19 protein-coding genes and 1 other RNA gene are annotated in these 18,227 nt (G+C 62.0%); 7 read left to right on the top strand and 13 right to left on the bottom strand.

What is annotated here, in order from left to right:
* Positions 1-2: 2 nt before the first annotated feature.
* The 12 genes from ACG0Z6_RS15500 to uvrB form a co-directional block, all read right to left on the bottom strand.
* Complete coding sequence (locus tag ACG0Z6_RS15500) at positions 3-998, bottom strand: NAD(P)H-quinone oxidoreductase (protein WP_394463035.1); 996 nt, start codon at positions 996-998, stop codon at positions 3-5.
* Between the two features lie 27 nt (positions 999-1,025).
* Entirely contained in the window at positions 1,026-3,158 is a 2,133-nt protein-coding gene (pnp, locus tag ACG0Z6_RS15495) for a polyribonucleotide nucleotidyltransferase (protein ID WP_394463033.1), read from the bottom strand.
* Between the two features lie 247 nt (positions 3,159-3,405).
* Positions 3,406-3,675, bottom strand: a complete 270-nt coding sequence (gene rpsO, locus ACG0Z6_RS15490; protein WP_394463031.1) for a 30S ribosomal protein S15 — start codon at positions 3,673-3,675, stop codon at positions 3,406-3,408.
* Positions 3,676-3,863: 188 nt separating this feature from the next.
* Entirely contained in the window at positions 3,864-4,910 is a 1,047-nt protein-coding gene (gene tsaD / locus ACG0Z6_RS15485; protein ID WP_394463028.1) for a tRNA (adenosine(37)-N6)-threonylcarbamoyltransferase complex transferase subunit TsaD, read from the bottom strand.
* A gap of 36 nt (positions 4,911-4,946) precedes the next feature.
* Positions 4,947-5,285: an ISC system 2Fe-2S type ferredoxin gene (gene fdx, locus ACG0Z6_RS15480; RefSeq protein ID WP_394463025.1), complete on the bottom strand. Its 339-nt coding sequence runs from the start codon at positions 5,283-5,285 to the stop codon at positions 4,947-4,949.
* Between the two features lie 19 nt (positions 5,286-5,304).
* Entirely contained in the window at positions 5,305-7,161 is a 1,857-nt protein-coding gene (hscA, locus tag ACG0Z6_RS15475; RefSeq protein WP_394463023.1) for a Fe-S protein assembly chaperone HscA, read from the bottom strand.
* 8 nt (positions 7,162-7,169) lie between these two features.
* Entirely contained in the window at positions 7,170-7,688 is a 519-nt protein-coding gene (gene hscB, locus ACG0Z6_RS15470; RefSeq protein WP_394463021.1) for a Fe-S protein assembly co-chaperone HscB, read from the bottom strand.
* 78 nt (positions 7,689-7,766) lie between these two features.
* Positions 7,767-8,090: an iron-sulfur cluster assembly protein IscA gene (gene iscA / locus ACG0Z6_RS15465; RefSeq protein ID WP_394463019.1), complete on the bottom strand. Its 324-nt coding sequence runs from the start codon at positions 8,088-8,090 to the stop codon at positions 7,767-7,769.
* A 75-nt stretch (positions 8,091-8,165) separates the two neighbouring features.
* Positions 8,166-8,558: a Fe-S cluster assembly scaffold IscU gene (gene iscU, locus ACG0Z6_RS15460; RefSeq protein ID WP_394463017.1), complete on the bottom strand. Its 393-nt coding sequence runs from the start codon at positions 8,556-8,558 to the stop codon at positions 8,166-8,168.
* An 18-nt stretch (positions 8,559-8,576) separates the two neighbouring features.
* On the bottom strand, positions 8,577-9,797 hold the full coding sequence (locus tag ACG0Z6_RS15455) for an IscS subfamily cysteine desulfurase (RefSeq protein ID WP_394463015.1): 1,221 nt from the start codon (positions 9,795-9,797) through the stop codon (positions 8,577-8,579).
* A gap of 49 nt (positions 9,798-9,846) precedes the next feature.
* The gene (locus ACG0Z6_RS15450) at positions 9,847-10,380 is read right to left on the bottom strand and encodes a Fe-S cluster assembly transcription factor (RefSeq protein WP_394463391.1); all 534 of its coding nucleotides are present in this window, start codon (positions 10,378-10,380) and stop codon (positions 9,847-9,849) included.
* Between the two features lie 156 nt (positions 10,381-10,536).
* Positions 10,537-12,615, bottom strand: coding sequence for an excinuclease ABC subunit UvrB (gene uvrB / locus ACG0Z6_RS15445; RefSeq protein ID WP_394463013.1), 2,079 nt, complete (start codon positions 12,613-12,615; stop codon positions 10,537-10,539).
* Positions 12,616-12,867: 252 nt separating this feature from the next.
* Here uvrB and ACG0Z6_RS15440 point away from each other — a divergent pair, with 252 nt between their 5' ends.
* From ACG0Z6_RS15440 to ACG0Z6_RS15415, 7 genes are all read left to right on the top strand, one after another.
* Entirely contained in the window at positions 12,868-14,175 is a 1,308-nt protein-coding gene (locus tag ACG0Z6_RS15440) for a polyhydroxyalkanoate depolymerase (RefSeq protein ID WP_394463011.1), read from the top strand.
* Positions 14,172-14,849: an electron transport complex subunit RsxB gene (gene rsxB / locus ACG0Z6_RS15435; RefSeq protein ID WP_394463009.1), complete on the top strand. Its 678-nt coding sequence runs from the start codon at positions 14,172-14,174 to the stop codon at positions 14,847-14,849. Before ACG0Z6_RS15440 ends, rsxB begins: the two co-directional genes overlap by 4 nt.
* Positions 14,846-15,475 carry an endonuclease III gene (nth, locus tag ACG0Z6_RS15430; RefSeq protein WP_394463007.1) on the top strand — a complete coding sequence of 210 codons (630 nt, stop codon included), beginning with the start codon at positions 14,846-14,848 and terminating at the stop codon, positions 15,473-15,475. The genes rsxB and nth overlap by 4 nt, the downstream gene beginning before the upstream one ends.
* A 67-nt stretch (positions 15,476-15,542) precedes the next feature.
* Complete coding sequence (locus tag ACG0Z6_RS15425; RefSeq protein ID WP_394463005.1) at positions 15,543-15,773, top strand: DUF904 domain-containing protein; 231 nt, start codon at positions 15,543-15,545, stop codon at positions 15,771-15,773.
* On the top strand, positions 15,770-16,081 hold the full coding sequence (locus ACG0Z6_RS15420; protein ID WP_394463003.1) for a cell division protein ZapA: 312 nt from the start codon (positions 15,770-15,772) through the stop codon (positions 16,079-16,081). The genes ACG0Z6_RS15425 and ACG0Z6_RS15420 overlap by 4 nt, the downstream gene beginning before the upstream one ends.
* 8 nt (positions 16,082-16,089) lie before the next feature.
* Positions 16,090-16,268: non-coding RNA, 6S RNA (gene ssrS / locus ACG0Z6_RS16715), on the top strand.
* A 23-nt stretch (positions 16,269-16,291) separates the two neighbouring features.
* Positions 16,292-16,753, top strand: a complete 462-nt coding sequence (locus ACG0Z6_RS15415; RefSeq protein WP_394463001.1) for an EVE domain-containing protein — start codon at positions 16,292-16,294, stop codon at positions 16,751-16,753.
* A gap of 43 nt (positions 16,754-16,796) precedes the next feature.
* Here ACG0Z6_RS15415 and ACG0Z6_RS15410 read toward each other — a convergent pair whose 3' ends face one another.
* Positions 16,797-17,870, bottom strand: a complete 1,074-nt coding sequence (locus ACG0Z6_RS15410) for a GGDEF domain-containing protein (protein ID WP_394462999.1) — start codon at positions 17,868-17,870, stop codon at positions 16,797-16,799.
* Positions 17,871-18,227: the final 357 nt, after the last annotated feature.

Raw genomic sequence — 18,227 nt, 5'->3', positions numbered from 1 at the left:
ATTCATTGAATATTCCAAGTCAGCACAATCTTGCCGATGTGTTCACCGGCTTCCATCAGAGCATGAGCATCGGCCGCCTGCTCAGCGGGGAATTCACAAAAGACCACAGGGCGAATGCGCCGCTGCGCCAGCAAGGGCCAGACACGCGACCGCAAAGCCGCGGCCACAGACGCCTTGAAAGCGTGATTGCGAGGGCGCAGGGTTGAACCCGTGATGGTGAGTCGCCTGCGCAAGACCTGACCGGCGTCAATCTGCGCCTGCACGCCGCCCTGCACGGCGATGATGACCAGACGTCCATCATCAGCCAAACATTGCAGATTGCGTGCCACGTAGGGTCCAGCCACCATGTCCAGCACCACATCGACGCCGCGTCCGGAAGTTGCTGAGAGCACAGCCTCCACAAAATCCTGGGCTTTGTAGTTGATGGCCAGGTCGGCACCCAAATCCAGGCAGGCCTGAGCTTTGGCGTCCGAGCCCACCGTCACCAGCACGCGCGAGCCAAAGGCCTTGGCCAGCTGAATGGCTGTCACACCGATGCCGCTGGAACCACCGTGCACCAACAAGGTCTGGCCGGGCATCAGCGCGGCGCGCTCAAAGACATTGCTCCAGACTGTGAAGAAGGTCTCAGGCAAGCCAGCGGCGTCGACAAAGCTCCAGCCCTCAGGCACAGGCAGGCAATGAGCCACAGCCGCCACGCAGTACTGCGCATAGCCGCCGCCAGGCACCAAAGCACACACGGCGTCACCCAAGGCCAAGCCAGCCTCGGCCAGAGCGGCCGCATCACCCGCCACCACACGGCCCGCGACCTCTAAACCCGGCAGAGGACTAGCCCCCGCCGGCGCCGGATACACGCCCTTGCGCTGCAACACATCGGGGCGATTGACACCCGCGGCGTGCACCTCGATCAAGCACTCACCCACTGAATACTCAGGCGTGGGCAGCTCGACAAGTTGCAGCACCTCGGGGGCGCCTGGCGCCTTGATGGCAATCGCTTTCATGGTTGGGGCACAAGGGCAGCCTAGGCTTTACTCGCCTGCGGGCTCAGCCGCGTGTTGAGGAGCTTGATCGCGGTCGATCAGTGCCTTCATCGACAGCTTGATGCGGCCCTTCTCGTCGGTTTCCAAGACCTTGACCTTGACCACTTGGCCTTCTTGCAGGAAGTCGGTGACCTTCTCCACGCGCTGGTGGGCGATCTGGCTGATGTGCAGCAGACCATCCTTGCCAGGCAGGATGTTGACCAGAGCACCGAAGTCCAGGATCTTGGTGATCGGGCCTTCGTAGACCTTGCCCACTTCCGCTTCAGCGGTGATTTCCTCAATGCGCTTCTTGGCCAGTTCGGCCTTGGCGCCTTCGGTGGAGGCGATGGTGATGGTGCCGTCTTCGCCGATGTCGATCTGTGTGCCCGTCTCTTCGGTCAGCGCACGGATGGTGGCGCCGCCCTTGCCGATCACGTCACGGATCTTCTCCGGATTGATCTTCATGGTGTAGAGACGAGGCGCAAACTCAGAGATGTCGGTCTTGGCGCCGCCCATGGCTTGGACCATCTTGTCCAGGATGTGCAGACGCGCTTCCTTGGCCTGAGCCAGTGCCACCTGCATGATTTCCTTGGTGATGCCTTGGATCTTGATGTCCATCTGCAGCGCCGTCACGCCCGTGGTCGTGCCAGCCACCTTGAAGTCCATGTCGCCCAGGTGATCTTCGTCGCCCAGGATGTCAGTCAACACGGCAAAACGGTTGGCGTCCTTGATCAGGCCCATGGCGATGCCAGCCACGTGCGCCTTCAGGGGCACGCCAGCGTCCATCATGGACAGGCAGCCGCCGCACACCGAAGCCATGGACGAAGAACCATTGGACTCGGTGATTTCAGACACCACGCGGATGGAGTACGGGAACTCTTCCTTGGTGGGCAACACAGCCACCAAAGCGCGCTTGGCCAGACGGCCGTGACCGATTTCGCGGCGCTTGGGGCTGCCCACGCGACCGGTTTCGCCCGTGGCGAAGGGAGGCATGTTGTAGTGCAGCATGAAGCGCTCGCTGTACTCGCCAGCCAGTGCGTCGATGACTTGGGCGTCGCGGTCCGTGCCCAGCGTAGCAGCCACCAGGGCTTGGGTTTCACCACGGGTGAACAGGGCCGAGCCGTGAACACGCGGCAGCACGCTGTTGCGGATTTCGATGGGGCGAACGGTGCGGGTGTCGCGGCCGTCGATGCGAGGCTCGCCAGCCAGGATCTGGCTGCGCACGATGCGCGCTTCGATCTCGAACAGCAAACCGTCGACTTCCACGCTGTCCACCGTGCTGCCGTCGGCAACCAGGGCTTCCTTGACCTTGGCGTAGGCATCGCGGCAAGCGTGGGTGCGGTCTTGCTTGGAGCGGATTTGGTAGGCAGCGCGCAGCAGCGGCTCGGCCAGCTCGTTGACCTTGGCAATGAAGGGCTCGTTCTTGGCGGGGGCAACCCAGTTCCAGGACGGCTTGCCGGCTTCACGCACCAGCTCGTTGATGGCGGCAATCGCCACCTTGCCTTGCTCGTGGCCATAAACCACAGCGCCGAGCATGACGTCTTCGCTGAGCTGGTCGGCTTCAGACTCCACCATCAGCACAGCAGCTTCAGTACCAGCAACGACCAAGTCCATCTTGGATTCAGTCAGCTGCGTCTTGCCGGGGTTGAGCACGTATTCGCCGTTGACATAGCCCACGCGAGCCGCACCGATGGGGCCGTTGAAGGGAATGCCAGAGATGGACAGCGCTGCGCTGGTGGCAATCAGGGCGGCGATATCGGCTTGAACTTCGGGGTTCAGGCTCAGGGTGTGCACCACCACCTGAACTTCGTTGAAGAAGCCTTCAGGGAACAGCGGGCGAATGGGGCGGTCGATCAGGCGGCTGGTCAGTGTTTCGAGTTCGCTGGGGCGGCCTTCGCGCTTGAAGAAGCTGCCGGGGATCTTGCCTGCAGCGTAGGTCTTCTCGATGTAATCGACCGTCAGCGGGAAGAAGTCTTGACCCGCTTTGGCTTCGGTGCGCGCCACCACGGTGGCCAGCACCACGGTGTCGTCGATATTCACCAGCACGGAGCCCGTGGCTTGACGGGCGATTTCACCCGTCTCCATGGTCACGGTGTGTTGGCCCCATTGGAAGGTCTTGACCACTTTTTTGAACATGCTCATGTTCTGATTTCCTCGGTTTGATGTGGCGCATGCGGAGCGCCTTGGGCCGGGAGTGGACTGGGTTTGGCACGATGCCATTCCAGCTGGGCTGCACCAGGGCCGCACAGTTGGAATGACACATCTGCCACGTCAGCTCAACTCCGAATGACGAAGGACCGCGTGAGCCACAGCTCACAAGTCCGGATGGACAAAGAGCCTGTGCTGGTTGTCATGTCCAGACAGGCTCTTCGTCACGATACCACCGTGCTTACTTGCGCAGACCCAGCTTTTGAATCAGGGCGGTGTAGCGGGCAGCGTCCTTGCGCTTGAGGTAAGCCAGCAGGCTCTTGCGCTGGTTGACCATCTTCAGCAGACCGCGACGGCCGTGGTGATCCTTGGCGTGCAGCTTGAAGTGGGGGGTCAGTTCGTTGATGCGAGCCGTCAGCAGGGCCACTTGCACCTCAGGGGAGCCAGTGTCGTTGGCGCTGCGGGCATTGGACTTGACGATTTCGGCGGTATTCAGATCGGCGACTGCCATGGGAGTTCCTAGGTATTCGGATCCCGCAGACGCTGTGTGCAGCTGCGCCAAGTGGCGAGACTGAGCCAAAGCATGCGGTTTCCGGGTTGATAACTTGCGGACACAGGTGAAACCGACCCGTGCCGTGCTGGTACTTCTTTGCCAACCACAAAGCTGTGGCCAACAAAAGCTGGCGAGTATAGCGGAGTTCAGGCGGCGGCCAAATCCCAGCGCGGGCGCACAGCAAAACTGCCCTGCAGCGTGGGCTGGGCCAAGCCTGCTTGCAGGCGCATGGCCGCAGCCAGGGCAATCATGGCGCCGTTGTCAGTGCACAAATGCAGCTCGGGGTAGTGCACGCGCACCTTGCGCCGTGCGCAGGCAGCATCGAGCTGCGCGCGCAATTGCTTGTTGGCCCCAACGCCACCGGCCACAACAAGCCGCTTCAAGCCCGTGTCCTGCAGCGCCAGCAGGCTTTTTTTCACCAGCACCTCGACAATGGCGGCCTGAGTGGAGGCTGCCACATCGCAGCGCTGCTGCTCACACAGGAGTCCGTCAGCATTGGCCTGCTGCAAACGGCGAATCTGTGTCAGCACCGCCGTTTTGAGGCCAGCAAAGCTGAAGTCTGGCTGGCCGCTGTGCAAGAGCGGACGGGGCAGCCGGTAGGCCTGGGCGTCACCGCGCAGCGCCAGTTCGGCCAAATGGGGCCCGCCTGGATAGGGCAAATCGAGCAGCTTGGCGCTTTTGTCAAAGGCCTCGCCCGCTGCGTCGTCAATGGTCTCGCCCAGCAACTCATAGCTGCCCACGGCATCCACCCGCATCAGCTGCGTGTGCCCACCCGAAACCAGCAGCGCCACAAAGGGGAACTGCGGCGGGTCCACCGAGAGAAAGGGCGACAGCAAATGCCCTTCCAGGTGGTGAACGCCCAAGGTTGGCCGATCAAGCGCTGCGCCCAAAGCCACGGCCACACCGGCACCCACAAGCAAGGCGCCCGCCAAGCCAGGCCCCTGGGTGTAAGCCACCACGTCGACATCGCTCAGCACCCGACCGCTGCCCGAGAGCACTTCCTGAGTCAGCGGCAGCACGCGGCGGATGTGGTCGCGCGAGGCCAGCTCCGGCACCACGCCGCCGTAGGCCTGGTGCATGGAAATTTGGCTGTGCAGCGCGTGTGACAACAGCCGCGGCACGCCAGAACCCGACGCATCCACCAGCGCCACGCCAGTTTCATCGCAAGACGACTCTATGCCCAGTACCAACATCTCACATCACCCTCAGCGGCCTCACAGCCTTGCCTCTCAGTGGTTTTCTTTGGCGTGGTTGATCGAGTACTTCGGGATCTCAACCGTCACGTCAACGCCAGCCAGGATGGCTTGGCAGGACAGGCGCGAGTTGGGCTCCAGGCCCCAAGCGCGGTCCAGCATGTCCTCTTCGTTCTCTTCCATTTCGGACAAGGACGCAAAACCCTCGCGCACGATGACATGGCAGGTGGTGCAAGCGCAGACCTGATCGCACGCGTGCTCGATGGCCACACCGTGATCGAGCAAGGCCTCGCAGATCGACGTCCCCGCGGGCGCTTGCAGGGTTGCGCCATCGGGACAGTATTCCGGATGGGGCAGGATTTTGATGGTTGGCATGGTGTGCTCTCTTGCGCGATCAGATCTGATCGATATTTCGTCCGGTCAGGGCTTTTTGAATACCCCGGTTCATGCGCGCTGCGGCAAAGCCTTCGGTGCCATCGGCCAGCGCTTTGACGGCAGCATCAATGCCATCGGCATCGCTGGTACCCAGCGACTGCCCCACCAGGGTGAGCAAGGTGTCAATGTACTGGCGCTCTTGCGGGGCAAGCAAATCGCCATCGGCCTGCAAGGCCGCCGTGGTGGCCAGCACCAGCCGCTCTGCCTCAACCCGGGCTTCGCGCAGCTTGCGTGCATGCATGTCTTCTTGCGCGTTGGCAAAGCCGTCTTTGAGCATGGTGGTGATTTGCTCATCGCTCAAGCCGTAGCTGGGCTTGACCTCAACCACAGCCTCTACGCCCGAGCTTTGCTCGCGTGCAGAAACACTCAACAAACCATCCGCATCAACCTGGAAGGTCACCCGAATGCGCGCGCCACCTGCTGGCATGGGCGGAATGCCATGCAGCTCAAACCGAGCCAGCGATCGGCACTGCCCCGCCAACTCGCGCTCACCCTGCACCACGTGCAGGGCCAATGCGGTTTGCCCGTCTTTGAAGGTGGTGAACTCCTGTGCCTGGGCCACAGGAATGGTGGCATTGCGCTCCACGATGCGCTCCACCAGGCCGCCCATGGTCTCGATGCCCAAGGACAGCGGGATGACGTCCAGCAGCAGCAGCTCGCCATCGCGGCCATTGCCCGCGAGCTGGTCGGCCTGAATTGCGGCACCCAAGGCCACCACCTCGTCGGGGTTGGTGTTGATCAACACCTCTTTGCCAAACAGGGCCGAAACGGCCTGGCGCACGCAAGGCATGCGGGTGGAGCCACCCACCATCACCGTGCCATCCACCTGGGCCGGCTCGACGCGCGCGTCGCGCAGCACGCGGCGCACGGCACGCAGCGTGCGCTCCAGCAGGGGTTGAACCAGTGCATCGAACTGCGCGCGGCTGAGCTTGAGTTCGACCTCACCCGAGTCAAGCACCGCGCGGAACACGGTTTCTTGCTGATCGCTCAAAGCCTCTTTGGCGGCGCGTGCGGCCACCAGCATGCGACGCTTGTCGCCAGGGCTGTCAATGCTCACACCAGCTTGCTTGGCCGCCCATTCGGCCACGAGGTGGTCGAAGTCGTCACCACCCAGTGCGGCATCACCACCTGTGGCCAGCACTTCAAAGACCCCACGGGTCAGGCGCAGCAAAGAAATGTCGAAGGTGCCGCCGCCCAGGTCATAAACCGCAAACAGCCCTTCCCCGCCCTGATCCAAACCGTAGGCAATGGCGGCAGCCGTGGGTTCGTTGATGAGGCGCAGCACATTCAGGCCGGCCATCTGCGCGGCGTCCTTGGTGGCTTGGCGCTGGGCATCGTCAAAGTATGCGGGTACGGTGATGACGGCACCAAACAGTTCGGCATCAAAACTGTCTTCAGCGCGCTGGCGCAGCGTGGCCAAAATCTCGGCCGAAATTTCCACCGGTGATTTGGGCCCCTCGCGCGTGAGCACGCTGAGCATGCCCGGCGTGTCTTCAAATCGATAGGGCAAGCGCTCGTGGTTCTCGATGTCCGCGAGGCGCCGCCCCATAAAGCGCTTGACCGAAACCACGGTGTTTTGCGGGTCTTGCGCCTGCACAGCCAAGGCCTCATAGCCATAGGCACGGCGGCCTTGCTCGGCAATATGCACCGCCGAGGGCAAGATCACACGACCTTGGGCGTCCGGCAAGCACTCAGCCACACCATGGCGCATGGCGGCCACCAGAGAATGCGTGGTGCCCAAATCAATGCCCACGGCGATGCGCCGCTGGTGCGGGTCAGGTGAAGCACCGGGCTCGGATATCTGCAACAAGGCCATGTTTGTGTCTACTGCTCTAGCGCATCCATGCGCCGATCTAACTCAGTTCGGAACCGCGAGATGAACATGAGGGCTCGCACGGTCTGGGCCGCGGCGGGCGCATCGTTCAACTCGTCCAATTGCTGCTGCAGCTGTTGGTGCAACTGCTGCTCGCTTTGACGCACCTCATGGTCCAGCACTTGTACGCTGGATGTATCGGTCGCCTCTTCCAGCGCCTCACGCCACTGCATTTGCGTGATCAAAAAGCTGCTGGGCATGCTGGTGTTGTCATGCGCGCGAATGGGCGCGCCCCGCAGCTCGCAGAGGTAAGCGGCGCGCTTGAGCGGGTCGCGCAGGCGCTGGTGCGCCTCATTCACACGCAGCGCCCATTGCATGGCCATGCGCTGCGCGGCTGCACCTTCGGTCACAAAGCGGTCGGGGTGCACGCGCGCGGCCAGCTGCTTCCAGCGCTGCTCGACCTCAGCAGCAGGCTGGGCAAACTGTTGGGGCAACCCAAACAGGCTGAAGTCGTCGTCCTCTAGCTTCATGTCTCGCACCCGCCAGCCCAAACGGCCAAAAACGAAGCGCGCCAGAGTTGGCGCGCTGCGCAGTCACCCACCGAAAGCTCAGACACGGAAGGACTCGCCACAGCCGCAGCGGTCTTTCTCGCGCGGGTTTCTGAACTTGAACCCTTCGTTCAGCCCTTCGCGCACGAAATCCAGTTCCGTGCCGTCCAGATAGGGCAGGCTTTTGGGGTCCACCAAGACCTTGACGCCATGCCCTTCGAAGATCACATCTTCCTCAGCCACTTCGTCTGCGTATTCCAGCTTGTAGGCCAGACCCGAGCACCCGGTCGTCTTGACCCCCAGCCTCACACCGACGCCGCGACCGCGCCTTGCAATATAGCGAGCGACGTGCCGCGCGGCGGCTTCTGTCAAGGTGACGGCCATGGGTCCTTTTCCTGTGGTTGCGGTGAGATGGGTGAGCGAAGTCGAGAGTTCAGCGCAAAACGGGGCTCTGGGCCCTCACTGCGTGTGTTTGTGTTTGGCGCGGTAGTCGTCGACAGCGGCCTTGATGGCATCCTCAGCCAAGATCGAGCAGTGGATTTTCACGGGCGGCAGCGCCAACTCTTGCGCAATCTGCGTGTTCTTGATGGACAGCGCTTCATCCAGGGTTTTGCCCTTGACCCACTCCGTCACCAGGGAGCTCGAGGCAATGGCCGAGCCGCAGCCGTAGGTCTTGAATTTCGCGTCTTCAATCATCCCGGTGGCCGGGTTGACTTTGATTTGCAGCTTCATCACATCGCCGCAAGCCGGAGCGCCCACCATGCCCGTGCCCACGGAATCGTCGCCCTTGTCAAACGCGCCCACGTTGCGCGGGTTCTCGTAGTGGTCAATGACCTTGTCGCTGTATGCCATGTCGGTTCTCCTTGAATCTCAGTGAGCGGCCCATTGGATGGTGCTCAGATCGACCCCATCTTTGTACATATCCCAAAGCGGCGAGAGCTCGCGCAGTTTGACCACGTTGTGCTTGATGGTGCTCACGGCGAAGTCGATCTCTTCCTCGGTCGTGAAGCGGCCAATGGTCATGCGCAGCGAGCTGTGGGCCAACTCGTCGCTGCGGCCCAGGGCGCGCAGCACATAGCTGGGCTCCAGACTGGCCGACGTACAAGCCGAGCCCGAAGACACCGCCAAACCCTTGATGCCCATGATGAGCGACTCGCCTTCAACGTAGTTGAAGGAGGCGTTCACGTTGTGCGGCACACGGTGCGTGAGGTCGCCGTTGATAAAGACTTGCTCGATATCCGACAAACCATCCAGCAAGCGCCGCTGCAGCGCCTGGATGCGCGGCAGCTCGGTGGCCATCTCTTCACGCGCAATGCGAAACGCTTCGCCCATACCCACGATTTGATGCGTGGGCAAGGTGCCGGAGCGCATGCCCCGCTCGTGCCCGCCACCGTGCATTTGTGCCTCCAGGCGCACGCGCGGCTTGCGGCGCACATAGAGCGCGCCAATGCCCTTGGGGCCATAGGTTTTGTGCGAGGCCAAGCTCATCAGGTCGACAGGGAGCGTGGCCAAGTCGATGGCCACCTTGCCCGTGGCTTGCGCCGCATCGACGTGAAACACAATGCCCTTTTCCCGGCAGATGCGACCGATGGTGGGGATGTCCTGGATCACGCCGGTCTCGTTGTTCACAAACATGACCGACACCAGGATGGTGTCCGCACGCAGCGCCGCCTCAAAAGCGGCGAGATCCAGCAGACCGTTTTCCTGCACATCCAGGTAGGTCACCTCAAAGCCCTGGCGCTCCAGCTCACGCGTGGTGTCCAGCACAGCCTTGTGTTCGGTCTTGACCGTGACCACGTGCTTGCCGCGGGTCTTGTAGAAATGCGCCGCCCCCTTGATGGCGAGATTGTTGGACTCGGTCGCGCCGCTGGTCCAGACGATTTCGCGCGGGTCAGCCCCGATCAGCGCGGCCACCTCGGTACGTGCCTTTTCCACCGCCGCCTCGGCCTCCCAGCCCCAGGCGTGGCTGCGCGATGCGGGGTTGCCAAAGTGCTCACGCAACCAGGGAATCATGGCGTCGACGACGCGCGGGTCCACCGGCGTGGTTGCGCCGTAGTCCAGGTAAATCGGGAAGTGCGGGGTCATGTCCATGGGGTTGGCCTAGGGCAAGCTAAGGCTGCTGCAGTGTTCAAAAACAGGGTTACTTGCTCAGCGAATTGCCAAGCGCAAAAACAGAATTCGGGGCTGTCACACGGATGGGTTTGAGCACCGGGGCAGCGGAAATGGCGCGTTTGAGCGGCACTTCTTCAATCGCCACACCTTTGGCGAGCTGGTCATCGACCAGTTTGCGCAAAGTGACGGAATCCAGGTACTCGATCATCTTGGTGTTGAGCGAAGTCCAGAGGTCATGCGTGATGCAACGACCCGAGTCGCCACCCATGCAGTTGCCTTTGCCGCCACAGCCCGTGGCGTCAATAGGCTCATCCACTGCCAAAATGATGTCAGCCACCGTGATTTCATCGGAGCGACGGCCCAAAGAGTAGCCACCACCTGGCCCTCTTGTGCTCTCCACCAATTGGTGGCGTCGCAATTTGCCAAACAGCTGCTCCAGGTAGGAGAGCGAGATTTGCTGACGCTGACTGATGGCGGCCAAGGCCACAGGCCCAGCGTTTTCACGCAGGGCCAGATCAATCATCGCTGTCACGGCAAAACGACCTTTGGTGGTGAGACGCATCGCATCGCTCCTCGGCACTACGGCCAAATGTCCTACGGAAAGCCGATAGCTTGCCGCCATTACCAGGGTTTCCCCTCGGTAAGTCCGACCATTTTACTCAATTAAAAGACCCTGGTGGATGTAGGCCTCTTGACCCCAAAGTCGCGCGCTTAGGCCTCAGAGTCCAGACCGCCCCGACGCCCCAAAAGCCTGCTCCCGCAGCTGTGCAAGTTGGTCGCGCAGACGCGCCGCCTTCTCGAATTCCAAGTTGCGCGCGTGCTCCAGCATGAGCTTTTCGAGCTGCGCCATGCGCTTGCCAAGGTCTTTTTCGCCCAGCAATTCGACGTCAACGGATTCGCGCAAACGCGACTCATCCCGCCCCGCCTTGTCACTGTAAACACCGTCAATCAATTCCTTCACACGTTTCACCACGCCACGCGGGGTGATGCCGTGTTCCAGGTTGTGGGCAATTTGCTTGGTGCGGCGGCGCTCGGTTTCGTCCATGGCTCGACGCATGGAGTCGGTCACGCGGTCGGCATACAGAATCGCCTTGCCCCGCAAGTTTCGAGCAGCCCGCCCTATGGTTTGAATGAGGCTGCGCTCCGAGCGCAAAAAGCCCTCTTTGTCGGCATCCAAAATGGCAACCAGCGACACCTCGGGAATGTCCAGGCCCTCGCGCAGCAGGTTGATGCCCACCAGCACGTCAAACGTGCCCAGGCGCAGGTCGCGCAGGATCTCGACCCGCTCCACGGTGTCGATGTCCGAGTGCATATAGCGCACACGCACGCCGTTGTCGCTGAGGTATTCGGTGAGCTGCTCGGCCATGCGCTTGGTCAGCGTGGTGATGAAGACGCGGTCGCCTTGCTCGGTGCGCTCGCGAATCTCTTGCAGCACATCGTCCACCTGGTGCGTGGCTGGGCGCACCTCCACTTCGGGGTCCACCAGACCCGTGGGGCGCACCACCTGCTCCACCACCTGCCCGGCATGCTGACGCTCGTAGTCTGAGGGCGTGGCTGAGACGAACACCACCTGGCGCATCTTCTTTTCGAACTCCGCAAACTTCAGCGGTCGATTGTCCAGGGCTGAGGGCAGCCGAAAACCATATTCCACCAGCGTCGTCTTGCGCGCGCGGTCGCCGTTGTACATGCCGCCGAACTGACCCAGCGTGACATGGCTTTCGTCAACAAACATGAGTGCGTCAGCAGGGAGATAGTCCACCAGCGTGGGCGGTGGCTCGCCAGGCGCTGCGCCAGAGAGATGGCGGCTGTAGTTCTCAATGCCCTTGCAGTGACCCACCTCCTGCAGCATCTCCAGGTCAAAGCGCGTGCGCTGCTCCAGGCGCTGGGCTTCGACCAGCTTGCCGTCTTGCACAAACTGCGCCAGGCGCTCGCGCAGCTCTTGCTTGATGGTTTCCATGGCCGCCAGCACGCGCTCGCGCGGCGTGACGTAGTGGCTGGAGGGGTAGACCGTGAAGCGGGCGAGCTTTTGCGCCATCTGGCCGGTGAGTGGATCAAACAGGCTCAGCGCCTCGATCTCGTCGTCGAAGAGCTCAATGCGCAAGGCCATTTCAGAATGTTCGGCCGGGAACACATCGATGGTGTCGCCGCGCACGCGGAAATGCCCGCGCGTGAACTCCACGTCGTTGCGCGTGTATTGCATGCGCGTGAGCTGCATGATGATGTCGCGCTGACCCAGGGTGTCCCCCACGCGCAGCGTCATCACCATCTGGTGGTAGTCACTGGGGTTGCCAATACCGTAAATGGCTGAGACCGAGGCCACGATGACCACATCGCGCCGCTCCAGCAGGCTTTTGGTGCAGGACAGGCGCAGCTGCTCAATTTGCTCATTGATGGCGCTGTCTTTTTCAATGAACAAGTCCCGCTGCGGCACATAGGCCTCGGGCTGGTAGTAGTCGTAATAGCTGACGAAGTACTCCACGGCGTTGTGCGGAAAGAACTCCCGCATCTCGCTGTAGAGCTGAGCGGCCAGCGTCTTGTTGTGCGCAAACACGATGGCGGGCCGCCCCAGGCGGGCGATCACATTGGCCATGGTGTAGGTCTTGCCCGAGCCCGTCACGCCCAGCAGCGTTTGGTAAGTCAGCCCGTCTTGCACGCCCTCCACCAACTGCGCGATGGCCGTGGGCTGGTCGCCCGCGGGCGGAAATGGCTGAAACAACTCAAAGGGTGAGTCTGGGAAAGTCACGAATTCGCCGCTGGGCGCTTGAGCGGCCGGCGCGCTGAGTTGTTCTGAAGACATGCGAAATGGGCAATGGGCACGTGACGGGGGCTCGAAGCGTAGCGCATGCGCGCAGCCCGCCACGGCGGCTGGGGCATTCCCCCCGCAAAAACCAAGGCCGCAGCGCTGCTTCGGCGAGCGGGAAAAATTCGCACCCTACCCGCTCATTTGGGTGTCGCTAGGGACATGCCTGAGTTTCTCGGCCCTATTCGGCCATTGATCATGCAGGGAAAGCCGTAAAATTGCTGCACTGCACAATGAAGTGAGGTTCCCATGCTGTATCAGCTCTACGAAACCCAGCGAGCCATGCTCAGCCCCTTTGCTGAGTTCGCCAGCGCCGCTGCCAAGCTATACAGCCACCCGCTGTCGCCCTTCACCCACCTGCCGATGTCTCAAAAGATGTCTGCGGGCTTGGATTTGATGCACCGCCTTGCCAAGGATTACGAGAAACCCGAGTTCGACATCCGCAGCATCAATGTCGATGGCACTGAAGTGGCCGTGCAAGAACTGGTTGTGCAGACCAAGCCGTTTTGCCGCCTGCTGCGATTCAAGCGCTACACGGACGACTCCAAAATCCTGTCGCAGATGAAGACCCAGCCCACGGTGCTGGTGGTCGCCCCCTTGTCCGGGCACCACAGCACCTTGCTGCGCGACACCGTGCGCCAGCTGCTCAAAGACCACAAGGTCTTTATCACCGACTGGACTGACGCGCGCATGGTGTCGCTGGAGCACGGTCCATTCCACCTCAATGACTACGTGCAATACGTGCAGGACTTCATCCGCCACATCGGCGCTGAATGCCATGTCATCTCGGTATGCCAGCCCACCGTGCCAGTGCTGGCCGCCATCTCGCTCATGGCCAGCCGCGGCGAAGCCACGCCGCGCAGCATGACCATGATGGGCGGCCCCATCGACGCGCGGCGCAGCCCCACGGCGGTGAACAACCTGGCCATGAACAAGAGCCACAGCTGGTTCCAGAACAACGTCATCTACCGCATCCCCAGCAACTACCCCGGAGCCGGCCGCGCCGTCTACCCCGGCTTTTTGCAGCACACCGGGTTTGTGGCCATGAATCCGGACCGCCACCTCACCTCGCACTACGACTATTTCCTGGACCTGGTGCGCGGTGACGACGACAGCGCCGAATCGCACCGCCAGTTCTACGACGAGTACAACGCCGTGCTCGACCTGCCCGCCGAGTACTACCTGGACACCATCAAAACCGTGTTCCAAGAATTTGCGCTGGTCAACGGCACGTGGAAGGTGGGTGAGGAATGGGTGCGCCCACAGGACATCCGCCACACCGCCTTGCTGACGGTGGAAGGCGAGCTGGACGACATCTCCGGCGCAGGCCAGACACGCGCGGCGCATGAGCTGTGCAGCGGCATCACCACCGAGCACCAGCAGCACTACGACGCCAAAGGCGCAGGCCACTACGGCATTTTCTCGGGCCGCCGCTGGCGTGAGATGGTCTATCCGCAGGTGCAGCGCTTTATTGCGCGCTACGATTCGCAGCCCCTGAACACCCGCCAGACGACGCCCAACAGCGCCCAGCGCCGGCGTCGCCCCAGCCCTGCGTGAACTCTGCTGACCTGCCCACACTGATTCAACAACTGGATGCCGCACTGCCTCAAACCCAGTGCACACGCTGCGCGTATCCAGACTGCCACTCCTACGCCAGTGCCATTGCACTGGGCGAAGCCGCCATCAACCAATGCCCACCTGGTGGAGACACCGGCGTGGCGCGCCTAGCTGCCTTGGTGGGTGGCACCCCAACAGCGCTGAACCCCGCACACGGCACGCAGGCCGAGCGCGGCGTGGCCGTGATTGACGAAACCTGGTGCATTGGCTGCACGCTTTGCATCAAAGCCTGTCCAGTGGACGCCATCGTGGGCGCCAACAAACACATGCACACCGTGCTTGAGCCCGAATGCACCGGCTGCGAGCTGTGCATTCCCGCCTGCCCGGTGGACTGCATCAGCATGGTTAGCGTCACACCGGGGCGCAGTGGCTGGGACGCCTGGAGCCCTGATCTCGCCAGCCAAGCGCGACAACGCTATCAAGAACGCCAGCTCAGACTGGAGCGCGAAACGCGTCAACAACAGGAACGCCTGGAGGCCAAAGCGGCATACAAGCTGGCCCACTTGGCACAAGAGTCCCGCATCACAGACCCGCAACAGTTGGACAAAAAGCGCGCTGTCATCGAAGCCGCGCTGGCACGCGCGCGCGCCAAACGCGAGTCCTCAGCCTCATGAGCCCACAACAGGTTCAGACGTTTTTCAGCACGCTGCGCGCCGCCAACCCCAGGCCCCAGACCGAGCTGGAGTACAGCAGCGTCTTTGAATGCTTGGCTGCCGTGCTGCTTTCAGCCCAAGCCACCGACGTAGGCGTGAACAAGGCCACACGCGGCTTGTTTGCCCTCGCCAACACGCCCGCAGCCATCCTGGCGCTGGGCGAAGAAGGTCTGGCGCATGAGATACGCACCGTCGGCTTGTACCGCACCAAGGCCAAAAATCTCATCGCCACCTGCCGCATCCTGCTAGAGCAGCACGGGGGCGAGGTGCCGCGCAGTCAAGAAGCCCTGGAGGCCCTGCCCGGTGTGGGCCGCAAGACCGCCAATGTCGTGCTCAACGTCGCGTTTGGCGAACCCACCATGGCTGTAGACACGCATATATTTCGCGTCTCCAACCGGACGGGCCTCGCGCCGGGTAAAACACCGCTGGCGGTTGAGCAAGCCTTGCTCAAGCGCGTACCCAACGAATTCCTGGTGGACGCGCACCACTGGCTCATTCTTCATGGCCGCTACGTCTGCCAGGCTCGCAAGCCCCAGTGCGAGCGCTGCGCCGTGCACCACTGCTGTGATCGCAAGCTAGAGACTTGAGCTCAAACGCGGCAGAAGCGCCACGGCTCCCCCATACAATCTGTGCCCAGTTCCCAAATCCCCAGTCATGTCGAGCTTTCAAGACCTTTTTGAGCGCGTAGAGCGCCTGCTGCAGCGCCATGAAGATTTGCGCAGCACCAATGCGCAACTACAGCAACAGGTCCTGACCCTCACACGCGAGCGCGATAGCCTTCGCTCGCGACTGTCAGCAGCGCGTGCAAGGGTCGATGCCCTCCTCGATCGCATCCCCACGGAACCCACAACAGAAGCTCAGACCAGCAGCAAGGATCACCCATGAAGCAAATCGAAGTCACCATCATGGGTCAGAGCTACTTGCTGGGCTGCCCCCCCGGCGGCGAGAGTGCACTGGCACGTGCCGTCGCACGCGTAGACAAGGAGATGTGCAGCATTCGCGACTCTGGCCGCATCAAGGCCCGTGAACGCATTGCGGTACTGGCGGCGCTGAATTTGGCCTTTTCCGGCTCTGACGAAACCCACAGCACCTCCAGCGAAACAGGTAACGAAGCACCAGCAGACCTGGGTTCGCTGATCCGCCGACTGGACGAAGCACTGGAATTCCCCTCCGACACGCCTTCAGGCGGTTAAACTGCAGCGGTCTGCTGCGTTCGCGTAGGTTCTATATTTCCTTGAACCGATGCTCTCGCGAGCCAGGGCTTGGAACATCGTCGGGCTGGTGTGATCGTCTCGCGTCAGATGAACCCGAAGCCCCTCTGACCTCGCCCACCTGAATCCCCTGGGTTCAGGAATGCGGCCTACGGTTCGCGGTAGACACCCCCCTCTTGCACCCGCCAGGCCATGAACTACTGGTTGATGAAGTCTGAGCCTCACGAGTGCTCGATCGACGACCTCGCTGCCGCACCCGACCAGCGCCTCCCCTGGACCGGCGTGCGCAACTACCAGGCACGCAACTTCATGCGCGACCTGATGCAAATCGGCGATGGCGTGCTCTTCTACCACTCCTCCTGCCCCATACCCGGCATTGCAGGTCTGGCCCGAGTGGCATCGGCTGCGCAACCCGACAGCACCCAGTTCGACCCAAGCAGCCCCTACTACGACCCGAAGTCCACCTCGAGCAAGCCGCGCTGGCTCCAGGTGGAGGTGAGCTTGCTGAAGAAAACGCGTTTTTTGAGTCTGGCTGAAATGCGCTCCGACAGCGCGCTCCAAACCATGCGCGTGCTGCAGCCCGGCAACCGTCTCTCAGTCACTCCCGTGACACCCAAAGAGTGGGCCGATGTCTTGAGCAGGCTGGACCGCTGAAGCGCAGCCATATTGCCAACAACTGCGAGTTCAGGCTGAAACTTCAGCCTTCTGCGCCCGAGCCACTATCGCGCCAGCGGCCGGGCTCAAACGCGATGGGTGCCAGCACAACGTGACTGCCGCCGCGGCGCTGGGCCTCAGCCAAGGCTGCATCACTGGCTGCCAGCAGGGTCGCACGGTCTGATGTGGTGTGGGGGAAGCTGGCCACACCAATCGCCAAATCTGCGCGCAACTCTTTACCCTCATGCACCACCAGCAATTGCTCGAACTGGCGTCGAAGTTGCTCCATACGTGCATGAGCCGTGGCCAACCCCACGCCTGAGAACAGCACGGCGAAGTGGCGCTCGCCGACGCGACAGGCCAAATCCATGGCTCGGGTGTTGGTTCGTAGCGTTCTGCCCAAGGCCTCCATCAGGCACTCCACCGCGCCGGGACTGCTCTGGGCACCCACACCAAGGGAGAGCAGCACAAGAGCAAACTCACGGTGCTCGCGCTGGGAGAGGTCGATCTCGCGCAGCAGTTGGTCTTCAAAATGCGGGCGCAAATACAGGCCGGTGAGTGCATCGCGGCCCGTACCCACCTGAGCATCCCGCCGCATTTCCTCCAGCTGCCTGTGTTGAGCCTCCACCTGCTGAAGCGCCCGCTGCAGCGTATCCTCGCGACGGCGCGATTCTGTGAGCTCCAACCACAGCGACAGGACACGATCGCTGCCGCAAGGCACCCGCCATACCTGCCATTCGCGACGGCGTCCGCGCCAATCCATTCGGTGCTCATTGCTGGTGCGGCCGCCGCGCGCCAAACAGGTCTGCTCAGCACGGCGCAGCATCAGGGCATCGTCGGCGGAAAAGATGTGAACATCATCCAAACCGATGGCAGCGCCGTCGATTTCAAACATCTGGCACCAGTGGCGGCTCGCAAATTCGTAGCGACCGTCGGCCAGGGATTTGAGCGAAACAGCCGCGCCAGACGCCTCCAGCAAGCTCGCCAGAGCCACCGCCGCTGCCGGCTGACCAGCCCCTAGGGATGTCAGCCAATCGTCGACTCCTGTCACAAGCGAGTCCAGCACGGAGTCCATATGCACGATGCCATTGAGGGAGCCACCTTCAGTCCATGGCACGCTTGGACCGAGGAAGAAGTCACCTCCGCCATGATGTTGCGAAAGCGGAGGCAAGTAGAGGAAACAATACTAACGGCACACGCACAAACCTGCAGCAACTGCCACCCATTTGAACCACCCCACCCGAGCACTTGTCATTTGCCAAGATGACACCAGTGCCCGCTTGCATCAGGAACCTGCTCTTGGCGGTATTTGACCGAATGCCAGCGCCAAAAGTCGAGTGAGCATTGGTTGCATCCAAAAAATGGGCTAGAATTCCGGACTTTGCTGGCAAACCCCAAGCGCGTCGATTCGGAAGCGGAATCCGGATACACCCGCTTCGAGGCTGTGGTTGCATTGTGTGCGGGGGACTTGGTC

It is taken from the genome of Roseateles rivi, from assembly GCF_043555845.1.
GTDB lineage: Bacteria > Pseudomonadota > Gammaproteobacteria > Burkholderiales > Burkholderiaceae_C > Roseateles > Roseateles rivi.
The sequence above is the reverse complement of the archived record's forward strand: the minus strand, read 5'-3'. Positions and strand labels throughout refer to the sequence as shown.

Excerpts from the sequence above, each read along its gene's own strand:
- ACG0Z6_RS15500 (WP_394463035.1), bottom strand. The coding sequence starts at position 998 with ATGAAAGCGATTGCCATCAAGGCGCCAGGCGCCCCCGAGGTGCTGCAA.
- pnp (WP_394463033.1), bottom strand. The coding sequence starts at position 3,158 with ATGAGCATGTTCAAAAAAGTGGTCAAGACCTTCCAATGGGGCCAACAC.
- rpsO (WP_394463031.1), bottom strand. The coding sequence starts at position 3,675 with ATGGCAGTCGCCGATCTGAATACCGCCGAAATCGTCAAGTCCAATGCC.
- tsaD (WP_394463028.1), bottom strand. The coding sequence starts at position 4,910 with ATGTTGGTACTGGGCATAGAGTCGTCTTGCGATGAAACTGGCGTGGCG.
- fdx (WP_394463025.1), bottom strand. The coding sequence starts at position 5,285 with ATGCCAACCATCAAAATCCTGCCCCATCCGGAATACTGTCCCGATGGC.
- hscA (WP_394463023.1), bottom strand. The coding sequence starts at position 7,161 with ATGGCCTTGTTGCAGATATCCGAGCCCGGTGCTTCACCTGACCCGCAC.
- hscB (WP_394463021.1), bottom strand. The coding sequence starts at position 7,688 with ATGAAGCTAGAGGACGACGACTTCAGCCTGTTTGGGTTGCCCCAACAG.
- iscA (WP_394463019.1), bottom strand. The coding sequence starts at position 8,090 with ATGGCCGTCACCTTGACAGAAGCCGCCGCGCGGCACGTCGCTCGCTAT.
- iscU (WP_394463017.1), bottom strand. The coding sequence starts at position 8,558 with ATGGCATACAGCGACAAGGTCATTGACCACTACGAGAACCCGCGCAAC.
- ACG0Z6_RS15455 (WP_394463015.1), bottom strand. The coding sequence starts at position 9,797 with ATGGACATGACCCCGCACTTCCCGATTTACCTGGACTACGGCGCAACC.
- ACG0Z6_RS15450 (WP_394463391.1), bottom strand. The coding sequence starts at position 10,380 with ATGCGTCTCACCACCAAAGGTCGTTTTGCCGTGACAGCGATGATTGAT.
- uvrB (WP_394463013.1), bottom strand. The coding sequence starts at position 12,615 with ATGTCTTCAGAACAACTCAGCGCGCCGGCCGCTCAAGCGCCCAGCGGC.
- ACG0Z6_RS15440 (WP_394463011.1), top strand. The coding sequence starts at position 12,868 with ATGCTGTATCAGCTCTACGAAACCCAGCGAGCCATGCTCAGCCCCTTT.
- nth (WP_394463007.1), top strand. The coding sequence starts at position 14,846 with ATGAGCCCACAACAGGTTCAGACGTTTTTCAGCACGCTGCGCGCCGCC.
- ACG0Z6_RS15425 (WP_394463005.1), top strand. The coding sequence starts at position 15,543 with ATGTCGAGCTTTCAAGACCTTTTTGAGCGCGTAGAGCGCCTGCTGCAG.
- ACG0Z6_RS15420 (WP_394463003.1), top strand. The coding sequence starts at position 15,770 with ATGAAGCAAATCGAAGTCACCATCATGGGTCAGAGCTACTTGCTGGGC.
- ACG0Z6_RS15415 (WP_394463001.1), top strand. The coding sequence starts at position 16,292 with ATGAACTACTGGTTGATGAAGTCTGAGCCTCACGAGTGCTCGATCGAC.